The sequence below is a fragment of the Streptomyces chlorus genome, from assembly GCF_042655885.1.
In the GTDB taxonomy this organism is placed as follows: domain Bacteria; phylum Actinomycetota; class Actinomycetes; order Streptomycetales; family Streptomycetaceae; genus Streptomyces; species Streptomyces chlorus.
Genome location: NZ_JBHSOA010000039.1, coordinates 2,838 through 14,716, shown reverse-complemented (window position 1 = coordinate 14,716; position 11,879 = coordinate 2,838). Strand labels below are relative to the sequence as shown.

Below are 11,879 nucleotides of genomic sequence, written 5' to 3'. Positions count from 1 at the left end.
GGTCAAGGGGATGTTCGTCGACCGGCTACTGGCCGACCAGGCCCGGCTGCAACCGCTTCGTGTACAGCACGGTGCCGTCCTGCTCCCGCAGCCGTACGGTCAGCTCTCCGCTGCCGCCGTCGATGTCGACCTCGCCGAAGAACTGGTAACCGCCGGCGGGCGAGACGTTCGCCGCGGTCGGCGCCTTCACGAACACCCGCTCCGGGCCGAAGGTGCCGTCGAGCGCGCTCGCCGGGAAGGCCCCCGCGTTCAACGGCCCGGAGACGAACTCCCAGAACGGCTCGAAATCGCCGAACGCGGCCCTCGCGGGCTGGTAGTGCTGGGCCGAGGTGTGGTGCACGTCGGCCGTCAGCCACACCGTGCCGGCGATCCGCCGGTGTTTGATGAACCGCAGCAGCTCGGCGATCTGCAACTCGCGCCCCAGCGGAGCGCCCGGATCGCCCTGGGCCACCGCCTCGACGTGCTGGGCGCCCTCACCGGTGTCGGACACGATCAGGCCGAGCGGCATGTCCGCGGCGATCACCTTCCACACCGCCCGCGACCGTGCCAGCTCCCGCTTGAGCCACTCCAACTGCTCGCGCCCGAGGATCCCTTGCGGGTCCACGCTCTGGTCACCGGTGGAGTTGGCGTTGCGGTACGTCCGCATGTCCAGTACGAACACGTCCAGCAGCGGCCCCTGCCGCAGCACCCGGTGGACCCGGCCCTCGCGATCGCCCGGCCGCAGCGTGGACATCGGGAAGTACTCGCTGAACGCACGCCGCGCCCGTGCCGCCAGGACATCGACGCTCTTCTCCGTGTACCGGCTGTCCGTGTCCGCGATCCGCTGGCCCGGGTACCAGTTGTTGCGCACCTCGTGGTCGTCCCACTGCACGATCGACGGCACCCGGGCGTTGAACCGGCGGAAGTGCTCGTCGAGCAGGTTGTACCGGAAGTTGCCGCGGAACTCGGCCAGGGTCTCGGCGACCTTGGACTTCTCCTCCGTGATGATGTTCCGCCAGACACTGCCGTCCGGCAGCGCGGCAGTCGCCGGGATCGGCCCGTCGGCGTAGATGGTGTCGCCGCTGAACAGGAAGAAGTCGGGGTCGGTCCGGGCCATCGCCTCGAAGATCCGGTAGCCGCCGAAGTCGGGGTTGATGCCCCAGCCCTGCCCCGCCAGATCGCCCGACCACACGAACCGCATGCCCTCGCGCCGCCGCGCGGGCACCGTCCGGAACGTACCGGTGACCGGCTCGCCCGAGCGGCGCGGGTCGTCCGGGTCGGCGAGCCGCACCCGGTAGTGGATCTGCTCCCCCGCCGGCAGCCCGTGCAGCCGAGTGGTTCCCGTGAAGTCCGTGCCGGGGCCGAGCAGCGGACCGTGCCAGTGCCGCGGGCGGTGGAACGACTCGGTCGCCGAGGTCTCGACGATCATCCGGGCCGGGCGGTCGGAGCGCACCCATACCAGCCCGGAGTCGCGCGTCACGTCGCCCGTCTGCACACCCCACTTCGCCTCGGGGCGCCCGGACCGGGCGAAGGCGGGCGCCGACCCGACGGCGGCGGGCAGGGCCAGGGCCGCCGAGGCCGCGAGTGAGCCGCGCAGGACGGCGCGGCGACCGGGGAACGAACGGAGTGACATGAATGCGCCTCCAGAGGGCGGGGGATCCGGCCGGTGTGCGCTGCCACAAGTACTCGGGCGGCACGGCTCGCACGCAAACCCCAAGTGAACAACTCAACGCGGTGCCAAGGGAATCGACGCGCCGTCAGTGCCGCGGAAGGCATCGCGGCGCATACCGGCCCGGCCCGTTGCGCCATGCCCCGTCCGGTCGCACAGTGCCTCGTCCGGTCGCACTGTGCCCCCCGGCCCGCCGGCCGTGTTCCGGCCCGTCGCGCCGTCCCTGCGGCCGCGTTCAGCGGCTGCCGTCGAGGAGGACGCGGGCGACCAGCGCCGGGTCGTCGTTCATCGGGACATGACCGCAGCCGGGCAGCCGGATCAGCCGAGCCCTGGGGATCGTCCGCTTCGCGCGAACTCCCTGACGGGGGATGAGCAGCCGGTCGCGCGCGCCCCAGGCGACGGTGACCGGGATGCCGGGCACGTCGTCGGTGAACCGTACGGTGGTGCCGGCCCGGAGCGTCTCGGCGAAGCCGGTGGCCCCGGCGAGCGCGAGCGTCTCGGCGACCACCGCCTCGGGCGAACGGCGGCCGGGACGGGCGTAGATGGTGCTCGTCAGCGCCGCGCGGCCGAGCGCCGAACTGGCGAGCCGCTCGACCAGTGGCAACGGCAGGCGCTCCGCGAGCCGCCGCATTCCGATCAGCACACCGAAGGCGTAGCGCCGCTCCGCGGGGGTCCAGAACCCGGCCGGGGAGAGCGCGGTGACGGACCGTACGAGCTTCTCGCGGCCCAGCCCGAGGGCCAGCAGACCGCCCAGCGAGTTGCCCGCGACATGCGGCCGGTCGAGTTCCAGCTCCTCGCACAGGGCACCGAGGACGGTGCTCATGGTGGGCAGGTCGTGGGCGAGACCGTCCGGCAGCGCGGGGGAGGCGCCGAAGCCGGGCAGATCCACGGCGATCACATCGCGCTCGGTGGCGAGGATGTCCACGACCGGGTCCCAGGCCTGGCGGTGGTGACCGATGCCGTGCAGCAGGAGCAGCGGTTCGCCGCGGCCCACGCGCGCGTACGACAGGGTCACGGTCTGTGGGCTGTGCGAAAGGGTGACCTCGAAGGAGACGGTCGCGGGCATGGAGGTGCTCCTCGTCTGGAAATCGCGGGTCCGGGCGCGTGGTGTCGGCAACCGCGGTCTCCGGAAAGCCTGGTGGGATGCCGACGCCGCCTGATGCCGTGGACAGCTTGTCAGCAATTGCTACCGGCGGGTGGCCCCTCGGGGGCCCGGAACGCGACTCCGGGGCGGCCGACCCGCGGGGCGTCGAATTTACCTGGACACGGCCGCGCCGGTCGGCTGGGATGAAGCGGTGAGCACCGATACCGCGACCGACGCCTTCGAAGAGCACCGCGCCGTCCTCCTGGGGGTCGCCTACCGCATGCTCGGCCGGGTGGCCGATGCCGAGGACGTGGTCCAGGAGGCATGGCTGCGCTGGGCGGGCGGCGACCGGTCCGAGGTGCGCGAGCCGCGCGCCTACCTGGTGCGCGTCACCACCCGCCTCGCCATCGACCGGCTGCGTCAGATCAAGGCGCGGAGCGAGACGTACGTCGGCCCGTGGCTGCCCGAGCCGTACGTCACCGACTTCGGCGACACCACCCCGGACACCGCCGAGCGGGTGGTGCTCGCCGACTCGGTCTCACTCGCCGTCCTGGTCGTCATGGAGTCGCTGTCCCCGCTGGAGCGCGCGGTGTTCGTCCTGCGGGAGGCTTTTGGCTACCCCTACTCCGACATCGCCGCCATGCTCGACCGCGGTGAACCGGCGGTGCGTCAGCTCGCCGCGCGGGCCCGCAAGCACGTCGAGGAGCGCCGCCCGCGCTACGACGTCGACCCCGCCCGGCGCCGCGACCTGACCGAGCGGTTCCTGGCGGCGGCGGCCGGCGGTGACCTGGAAGGGCTCATGAAGCTGCTCGCCCCCGATGTACTGCTCGTCGGCGACAGCGGTGGCAAGTCACGCGCCCCGCTGCGCGTCCTGGAGAGCGCCGACAAGGTGGGCCGCTTCCTCGCCGGTATCACCCGTAAGGGACTCCCCGACTTCTCGGTCCGTCTCCTCGAGCTCAACGGCGGTCCCGCGGCCCTGGTCCTCAGTGCCGGCAGGCCAGACACCGTCTTCCAGCTGGACATCGCCGAAGGGCGCGTCCAGGCGGTCTACCTCATCCGCAACCCCGACAAACTGCGCTCGTTGGCAGCGGCGCAGTAGGGGGTGCTTCCCCCGGCACACGAGGGTCCGCGCCGTCCGGCCCGGACCCCTTTGTCGTGTCCGATTGGTATTGACCAAGGATGAGGGCCGCCCTATGGTCGCAGATAAGTGAAACAACCTTTAATAAACAAGGGCGCTAAAACGCCACCGGACCCAACGAACGCGGAGGACAGGGTGGGGACCACGCAGTTGGAAACGGTGCCGGAACCGAAGTACTGGCATCTCAGGACCGTGCTCAGCGAGGCGCTGGACTCGGAGTTCTCGGTGGGCGAGATCCTGCCCAACGAGCGCGACCTCGCCGCCCGCTTCGGCGTCGCCCGTGCCACGCTCCGCCAGGCACTGGAGCAGCTGGAGCTGGAAGGCAGGCTGCAGCGCCGCCGGGGTGTGGGCACCACCGTCGCCCCGCCGCGCATGGGAGTGTCCGTCGGCACGGCGCAGCACGCCTGGCCGGGCGGGTCCGACGACGCCTGGCAGGCCGTGGACTGCACGCTCGTAGCCCCGCCCGCGGCCATCGCCGAGACCCTGGTGACCGGCCGGGAGGAGCCCGTGCACACCGTGCGGCGGTCCCGGGTCTCGCAGGGCCAGCCCGTTGCCGCCGAGCTGCTGTACATTCCCGCTTCCTCGGTACCCGACCTCTCCGCCATCGACGCCCCGTCGGGGGCGGCCCGCGCGCGTGCGGTACTGCGCGAGCTGCAGCACCTGGAACTGGAGCGGCACGAGAACGCGGTGGAGCTCGGCTCAGCCCGCGCGGACGACGCCAAGGAGCTGGACCGCCTGCCGGGCGCGCCCGTCCTCGTCGTCACCACCCGCTTCATCGCCCTGGGGCGCGTCGCCGCGCTCTCCGTGGCCACCTACCGCGCGGACACCTGCCGGCTGACCTTCGGCGATTCCGGTGGCGTGCAGATCCACCACGGCCCCGAGCGCCGCGCCTCCTGAGCACTGGCGCCTCCTGAGTATCGGCGCTTCCGGGCGCCGCCGTCCGCCCCGGCTGTCGCGGCGGGCGGGGTGAGCAGACTGGTGGCGCGGAGCGCCGACCCCCGCTCGGGAAGGACGGCGGTCGTGCGCGCCGTGTGCCGCCGGGAAGGACGGCGGTCGTGTACACCGTGTGCCGCCGGGGGGACGTACGGCGGTCGTGTACACCGTGTGCCGTTGCCCCGCCCCGCACGGCTGGGCCCGTCCGTGCCGCGCGGGCGGTGTGCCGCCTACCGGCGGGCGGTCACCGTGCCCTCCACCGCGAAGAGTTGCTTCTCCACATGGTCCAGGGCGAGCCGCACGGCGCCCGTGGCCACCGCCGCCTCTCCGAGGAGGGACAGGGCGACCTTCGGCGGGCGCAGGCAGTAGCGGGCCAGTTCGCGCCGCAACGGCTCCAGGACGCCGTCCAGTCCGGCCGCCCAGCCGCCGATCACGACGAGTTCCGGGTCGAGGGCAAGGACGAGTGCCGCCACGTCGTGGACCAGCCGCTGGATGAAGCGGTCCATGGCCGCGACGGCCCTCTTGTCGCCCTCGCGGGCCTGGGCGAAGACCTCGGCCACCGCCTGCTCGTCCAGCGGGTGCAGCGGCTCGTCCGTGGTGGACAGCAGCCTCTCGGGGGTCGCCTCGCGGCCCAGCAGATGCAGGGCGCCGATCTCACCGGCCGCCCCGCTGTACCCCCGGTGCAGCCTCCCGCCGATCAGCGAACCGGCGCCGGGACTCAGCCCGGCCAGCACGAACACCACGTCGTCGGTCCCGGTGGCGACGCCCTTCCAGTGTTCGGCCACGACCGCGGTGTTGGCGTCGTTCTCGACCAGCACGGGGCACGTGAAGGACCGGCTCAGCCGCTCGCCCAGACCCAGCCCCGTCCACCCGGGCAGCGCCGTGCCCAGCCGCACGGTGCCGTCCGCCTCGACGATCCCGGGCGTCCCCACGCCCACGGCCCGCAGCGAGCCGCGCGGCACGCCGGCCCGGCGCAACAGCTCGGCGACGGCGGCGCGCAGCCGTTCCAGGCGCTCGTCGGCAGCGGCCCTCTCCCCGACGTCCTTGGCCTGGGCACCGATCACCCGGCCGTCCAGGTCGGCCAGCAGTGCCGCCACCCGGTGCGGCCCGATCTCGAGGCCCAGCAGATGTCCGGCCTCCGCCCGGAACCGGAACCTCCGGGCCGGCCGTCCCTGACGCCGCGCCGCGCCCTCCTCGGCCGCCTTCTCCACGACGAGGCCCGCCTCGATCAGGCCCTCCACGACGCCCTCGACGGTGGGCCGGGACAGCCCTGTCACCCTGGTGACCTCGGTCAGCGTCGCGCAGTCCGTGGCCCGCAGCGCGTGCAGCACCACCGCGGAGTTGATCCTCCGCAACAGCGAGGGATCCCCGCCGGTCAGCCGACTCACTGTCCGTCCTCCCCGCTCGTGCGCGTGTGGGGCGGATCGTACTCGGCACGATGGACCCCGGCGACCACCGGGCGCGACGACCCCGGGTCCCCCACCGGAACCCGGCCCACGTGACCCCGCGCAGCCCCTGCCGGCCCGGCCTTCGAGGCCCCTGCCTCCCCGCTCACGGGATCCGTCTCACCCGGGCGCCACGAACCCCGACTCGTACGCCACGATCACGGCCTGCGTGCGGTCGCGTGCCCCGAGCTTCGCCAGCACGGCGCTCACATGCGACTTCACCGTCTCCACCCCCACCACCAGCCGGCCCGCGATCTCCGCGTTCGACAGGCCCCGCGCCACCAGCCGCAGCACCTCCGCCTCCCGCTCGGTCAGCCGCGCCCGCTCCAGCGCGGCCCGCGCCGCGCGGTTGCCGCCGCTCTCGCCGTACTGGGCGGCCAACTGCCGGACCGACGTGGGAAACAGCAACGACTCGCCCTCGGCGACCAGCCGTACCGCGTGCACGATCTCGGCGGGCCTCGCCCGCTTCAGCAGAAACCCGTCGGCGCCCGCGCGCAACGCCTCGTACACGTACTCGTCCTGCTCGAACGTCGTCACCACGATGATCTTCGGTGGGTTCTCGACCGTCCGTAGTACGGCCCGCGTGGCCTCGATGCCGTCCATCAGCGGCATGCGCACATCCATGGCGACCACGTCCGGCCGCAGCCGGCGCACCAGCGGAATCACCGCCGCCCCGTCGGTCGCCTCCCCGACGACCTCGATGTCGGGCTGCGCCTCCAACACGGCCCGCAGGCCCGTGCGTACGAGGGGTTCGTCGTCGACGAGCAGAACGGTGACCGGCATCCGGTCAGCCTATGGCCCGGCGCGGCCCACCCCGCCTCAGCCCAGCGGCAGTTCGGCCCGGACCAGCCAGTCGCCCTCGTCCGGACCGGTCCGCGCGCGCCCGCCCAGCAGCGCGGCGCGCTCGCGGATGCCGCGCAGCCCGCTGCCGCGCCCGGGACCCGGTGTCTCTCCGGCCAGCGGATTGCGGATCTCCAGCAGCAGCGTGCCGTCGGCGACCCGTACCCTCGCCCGTGCCGGAACCGGTCCCGCGTGCCGCAGCACATTGGTGAGCGACTCCTGGAGGATGCGGTATCCCTCGCGGGAAACCGGGCCCGGCACGGTCTCCAGGGGGCCGGTCACCTCGGCGTCGACCTTCACCCCCGAGGCACGGGCGGACTCCAGCAGCCGGTCCGCCTCCACCAGCGTCGGCCGGCTGCTCACGGGCCGCTCCGGCTCGCGCAGGATGCCCAGGACCCGGTCCAGGTCCTCCAGGGCGGTCCGGCCGGTCTCCTCGATGGCCTCCAGGGCCCGGTCGGTGAACGCGGGATCGCGCACCGTCCGCGCGGCACCGGCCTGCACCACGGCGACGGTCAGGGCATGTCCGATGGTGTCGTGCAACTCGCGGGCGATGCGGGTCCGTTCCAGAAGCTGTTCGGTACGGCTCTCCAGCGCGGCCAGGCGCTCGGCGGGGGAGGGGCCCAGCAGCCGCAAGGCGAGTACGGTGATGAGCCTGCCCGCCCCGACGACCACCCCGGCGAGCAGGACTATCGGCAGGGGAATCAGCAGCGCGTGCCACCAGTGCTGTCCGGGAACCTGCACGAACGTCGCGGGATCCGGTGTGCCGCCACGGGCCGTCGCCGCCAAGTCAGTGGCGAGCATGGGGAGGTGAATGGTCAGGATGGCGACCGCACTGCCGAGGAACAGACGACACTGGAGCCACAGGACGGTCCGCCCGCGGTCGCCCCAGCTCGCGGCCGGCGTCGAGACGATCTCCGCGTAGCGCGCGCTTCCGGCGCTCTCGGGGATCTCAGGGTTTTTCGCGCTCCCGGGGCTCCGGGGATTCTCCACGCCGGGTCGGCGGCCGAGGAGCAGCGTATCGGCCTGCATTCCCTCGGCCGTCCGCATCGCGGGCACCAGTCCGGCGAGTGCGAGAACGGCTACTGCCACATACATGCGTGAGCTGTCGATGAGAGCCCAGATGGTCGGCCACACGCAGGCGACGAACAGATGCAGCCACCGTGTGTACGTGACCGCCCGTGTGAACGGACGCAGCATGCGGACCATGGGGACATCGTGGCATCGCCCACCGACAACGGACCTCCCCCGCACGGGGGAGACGGCCTCCCCTCCCGGGGGAGGCGCGGACACCCGGCCCGCGGCCACGCTGGCGCACATGACCAGCATCGACGTCCACGACCTGACCAAGGAGTACGGCAGCCGGCGCGCCGTCGACCACCTCACCTTCCACGTCCCGCCCGGCCGCGTCACCGGGTTCCTCGGCCCCAACGGCGCCGGAAAGTCCACCATGATGCGGCTGCTGCTCGGCCTAGACCGCCCGACCACCGGCACCGCCACCGTCGGCGGCCGTGCCTACGCCACACTGCGCGAACCGCTGCGCCGCGTCGGCGCCCTGCTGGACGCGCAGGCCGCGCACGACTCCCGAACCGGCCGTGATCACCTGCGTGTCCTGGCCGCGAGCAACCGCATTCCGGACCGCCGGGTCGACGAGGTGCTGGCGGAGACCGGCCTGACGACGGCGGCGACGCGCAGGGTGCGGACGTACTCCCTGGGCATGCGCCAGCGGCTGGGCATCGCCGCCGCGCTGCTCGGTGACCCGGAGGTGGTCGTGCTCGACGAGCCCTCCAACGGGCTCGATCCGGAAGGGATCGTGTGGGTGCGGCAGTTGCTGCGCCGACTCGCGGACGAGGGGCGCACCGTGCTGGTCTCCAGCCATCTGATGAACGAGACGGCGTCCTTCGCCGACCACCTCGTCGTTCTCGGCCGGGGCCGACTGCTGGCGGATACCCCGATGCGCGCGTTCATCGAGTCGCGCGTGCGGCCCGCCGTCCGTATCCGCACCTCGGACCCCGTCGCGCTGAAGAGCGCGCTCGCCCCGCACGGCCATGAGGCCGTCGAGCAGCAGGACGGGCACTGGACCGTGCCGCACGCACGCGTGGACGACATCGGACGCCTCGCGTCCGCCGCGGGCGTACCGATCCTCGAACTCGCGGCGGAGGAAGGCACGCTGGAACAGGCCTATCTGGACCTGACGGCAGCCGAGACCGAGTTCACCGCTTCGCCCCAGGAGGCCTGACCATGCAGTTCGCGCCCGTACTCCACGCCGAGTGGCTGAAGATCCGCACGCTCCGCTCGCTTCTGGGCGCGCTGGCGGCGCTGTTCGTGACGACCACCGTGTTCTCCGCGCTCGCCGGTGCGTCGAGCACGTCGGAACCGGAGTTCGACCCGCTGTTCACGACCCAGTTCGGGGTTTTCCTGGGACAGATCGCCGCGATCTCCTTCGGCGCCATGGCGATGTCGGCCGAGTTCCGCAACGGTGCGCTGAGGCTGTCGCTGGCGGCCGTCCCGCAGCGCGGGCACTGGTTCGTGGCCAAGATGACCGCCATCGCCCTCCCGGCGCTCGCCGTCGGCCTGCTGACCGCCCTGGCCTCCCTCTTCGCGACGAGGGCGACACTGGGACCGGCGGCGGACGGGCTCACCGCGGGCGAGCAGGCACGTGCGGTGATGGGATGCGGCATCTACCTCGCGCTGATGGCCCTGTTCGCGGCCGGACTCGCGACCCTGCTGCGCAGCGGCGTGACGACGCTGTCCCTGCTGATCCCGTTCATCCTGATCGTGTCGTTCGTGATCGGGGACGCGGCCGGCACCGCCATCGAGTTCATGCCCGACCGCGCCGGACAGGTGATCCTCCAGCAGACGCACGACGGCGCCCTCGGACCCTGGTCCGGGCTCGGAGTGACCGCGCTGTGGGCCGCCGCAGCGCTGTTGGCGGGGGTCTGGAGCCTGCGCCGCCGGGACGCCTGACGGACAGAAGGCCGATGTCTCGTCAAGTGCCAGTGACGACGGGTTCGCTGGATCCATGAGCATCGCACAGCACATCGCCCTCATCGACGGGCCGTGCTTCCGCCCCTTCCCGGTGGAGCACGGCCCGTCGGACGGCGGCCTCGTGGGACCGGGCCACCGTCTCGCCGCACCGGCGTCCGGCCCGGACCGCACAGCGCTGACCCGGTGGCGGCCCCTCAGGGGTCCTTCAGCTGACGGCAGGACCCGGGCGAGCGGGTCAGAGAATCGCCCCGGGGGTGTAAGCGGCGGCCTCCGGGTGCTGCTTGACGATCTCCTCGACACGGCTCACGACGGCGGCGACCTGGGCGCTCGCGGCACCCGTGAACGACAACTTGTCCGCCATCAGCGCGTCCAGCGCGGACCTGTCGAGGGGGATCCGCTCGTCGGCCGCGAGCTTGTCGAGCAGATCGTTGCGCTCGGCGCCCCGCTCACGCATCGCGAGGGCCGCGGCGACGGCGTTCTCCTTGATCGCCTCGTGCGCGACCTCACGGCCGACGCCCGCGCGCACCGCGCCCATCAGCACCTTGGTGGTGGCCAGGAACGGCAGATAGCGGTCCAGCTCCCGGGCGACGACCGCCGGGAACGCGCCGAACTCGTCCAGTACCGTCAGGAACGTCTCCAGCAGACCGTCGAGCGCGAAGAACGCGTCGGGAAGCGCCACCCGGCGCACCACCGAGCAGGACACATCGCCCTCGTTCCACTGGTCGCCCGCCAGCTCCCCGGTCATCGAGGCGTAGCCGCGCAGGATCACCATCAGGCCGTTGACGCGCTCGCAGGAGCGGGTGTTCATCTTGTGCGGCATCGCGGACGAGCCGACCTGGCCCGGCTTGAAGCCCTCGGTGACCAGCTCGTGCCCGGCCATCAGCCGGACCGTCTTCGCCAGCGACGACGGCGCCGCCGCCAGTTGCACCAGCGCGGTCACCACCTCGTAGTCCAGCGACCGCGGGTAGACCTGGCCGACCGAGGTGAACGCCTCGGCGAAACCCAGGTGCCCGGCGATCCGCCGCTCCAGCTCCGCGAGCCGGTCCGCGTCGCCGCCCAGCAGGTCCAGCATGTCCTGCGCCGTACCGACCGGGCCCTTGATGCCCCGCAGCGGATAGCGGCCCAGCAGCTCCTCCAGCCGGCCGTGCGCGACGAGAAGCTCGTCGGCGGCGGTGGCGAAGCGCTTGCCGAGCGTGGTGGCCTGGGCCGCCACATTGTGTGAGCGGCCGGCCATGACCAGCTCGCCGTACTCACCGGCCAGCTTGCCGAGCCGGGCCAGCACTGCCACCGTACGGTCGCGCATCAGTTCCAGCGACAGCCGGACCTGCAGCTGCTCCACGTTCTCGGTGAGGTCCCGGGAGGTCATCCCCTTGTGCACGTGCTCGTGCCCGGCGAGGTCGTTGAACTCCTCGATCCGCGCCTTCACGTCGTGCCGGGTGACCTTCTCGCGCTCCGCGACGGAGGCCAGGTCGACCTGGTCGAGGACCCGCTCGTAGTCGGCGATCGCCGCGTCCGGCACCTCGACACCGAGGTCCTTCTGCGCCCGCAGCACGGCGAGCCAGAGCTGTCGCTCCAGCCTCACCTTCTGCTCGGGCGACCAGAGCGTGGCGAGCTCGGCGGAGGCGTAGCGTCCGGCGAGGACGTTCGGGATACGGGGCTTGGCGGGCGCAGCAGTCACGTGTACGGAGTTTACCCGGCGTCCAAGGAGACTCCGAACCGTCCATGCAATCCGGAAAGACCAGGTCGGACACCTTCCGACCTGGGCTCTCCACCGGTTCCGTGAGCTGTGTGTGAGACGAGGAAGGC

At 72.5% G+C, this 11,879-nt stretch carries 10 protein-coding genes; 4 read left to right on the top strand and 6 right to left on the bottom strand.

The window, feature by feature from the left end:
• Nucleotides 1-25 precede the first annotated feature (25 nt).
• Nucleotides 26-1,612, bottom strand: a complete 1,587-nt coding sequence (locus tag ACFPZI_RS18625; protein ID WP_381364351.1) for an alkaline phosphatase D family protein — start codon at nucleotides 1,610-1,612, stop codon at nucleotides 26-28.
• A 271-nt stretch (nucleotides 1,613-1,883) separates the two neighbouring features.
• Complete coding sequence (locus ACFPZI_RS18620) at nucleotides 1,884-2,714, bottom strand: alpha/beta fold hydrolase (protein WP_381364349.1); 831 nt, start codon at nucleotides 2,712-2,714, stop codon at nucleotides 1,884-1,886.
• A gap of 229 nt (nucleotides 2,715-2,943) precedes the next feature.
• Between ACFPZI_RS18620 and ACFPZI_RS18615 the strand changes: the two genes are divergently transcribed.
• A complete protein-coding gene (locus tag ACFPZI_RS18615; RefSeq protein WP_381364347.1) occupies nucleotides 2,944-3,831 on the top strand; it encodes an RNA polymerase sigma-70 factor in 888 nt (295 codons plus the stop codon).
• A gap of 174 nt (nucleotides 3,832-4,005) precedes the next feature.
• Nucleotides 4,006-4,767 carry a GntR family transcriptional regulator gene (locus ACFPZI_RS18610; protein WP_381364345.1) on the top strand — a complete coding sequence of 254 codons (762 nt, stop codon included), beginning with the start codon at nucleotides 4,006-4,008 and terminating at the stop codon, nucleotides 4,765-4,767.
• Between the two features lie 266 nt (nucleotides 4,768-5,033).
• Here the strand turns inward: ACFPZI_RS18610 and ACFPZI_RS18605 are convergent, their stop codons facing one another.
• The 3 genes from ACFPZI_RS18605 to ACFPZI_RS18595 form a co-directional block, all read right to left on the bottom strand.
• The gene (locus ACFPZI_RS18605; protein ID WP_381364344.1) at nucleotides 5,034-6,191 is read right to left on the bottom strand and encodes an ROK family transcriptional regulator; all 1,158 of its coding nucleotides are present in this window, start codon (nucleotides 6,189-6,191) and stop codon (nucleotides 5,034-5,036) included.
• A gap of 177 nt (nucleotides 6,192-6,368) precedes the next feature.
• Nucleotides 6,369-7,031: a response regulator transcription factor gene (locus ACFPZI_RS18600; protein WP_381364342.1), complete on the bottom strand. Its 663-nt coding sequence runs from the start codon at nucleotides 7,029-7,031 to the stop codon at nucleotides 6,369-6,371.
• 36 nt (nucleotides 7,032-7,067) lie between these two features.
• Complete coding sequence (locus tag ACFPZI_RS18595; protein WP_381364341.1) at nucleotides 7,068-8,294, bottom strand: sensor histidine kinase; 1,227 nt, start codon at nucleotides 8,292-8,294, stop codon at nucleotides 7,068-7,070.
• 109 nt (nucleotides 8,295-8,403) lie between these two features.
• Between ACFPZI_RS18595 and ACFPZI_RS18590 the strand changes: the two genes are divergently transcribed.
• Entirely contained in the window at nucleotides 8,404-9,324 is a 921-nt protein-coding gene (locus tag ACFPZI_RS18590) for an ABC transporter ATP-binding protein (protein WP_381364339.1), read from the top strand.
• Nucleotides 9,325-9,326: 2 nt separating this feature from the next.
• A complete protein-coding gene (locus ACFPZI_RS18585) occupies nucleotides 9,327-10,052 on the top strand; it encodes an ABC transporter permease (RefSeq protein WP_381364337.1) in 726 nt (241 codons plus the stop codon).
• A 256-nt stretch (nucleotides 10,053-10,308) separates the two neighbouring features.
• Here the strand turns inward: ACFPZI_RS18585 and purB are convergent, their stop codons facing one another.
• Nucleotides 10,309-11,751: an adenylosuccinate lyase gene (gene purB / locus ACFPZI_RS18580; protein WP_381364336.1), complete on the bottom strand. Its 1,443-nt coding sequence runs from the start codon at nucleotides 11,749-11,751 to the stop codon at nucleotides 10,309-10,311.
• Between the last annotated feature and the right edge of the window lie 128 nt (nucleotides 11,752-11,879).

Bases quoted from the DNA above. Each gene is read 5' to 3' on its own strand.
- ACFPZI_RS18590 (WP_381364339.1), top strand. From the start codon at position 8,404: ATGACCAGCATCGACGTCCACGACCTGACCAAGGAGTACGGCAGCCGG.
- ACFPZI_RS18625 (WP_381364351.1), bottom strand. From the start codon at position 1,612: ATGTCACTCCGTTCGTTCCCCGGTCGCCGCGCCGTCCTGCGCGGCTCA.
- ACFPZI_RS18585 (WP_381364337.1), top strand. From the start codon at position 9,327: ATGCAGTTCGCGCCCGTACTCCACGCCGAGTGGCTGAAGATCCGCACG.
- ACFPZI_RS18620 (WP_381364349.1), bottom strand. From the start codon at position 2,714: ATGCCCGCGACCGTCTCCTTCGAGGTCACCCTTTCGCACAGCCCACAG.
- ACFPZI_RS18600 (WP_381364342.1), bottom strand. From the start codon at position 7,031: ATGCCGGTCACCGTTCTGCTCGTCGACGACGAACCCCTCGTACGCACG.
- ACFPZI_RS18595 (WP_381364341.1), bottom strand. From the start codon at position 8,294: ATGGTCCGCATGCTGCGTCCGTTCACACGGGCGGTCACGTACACACGG.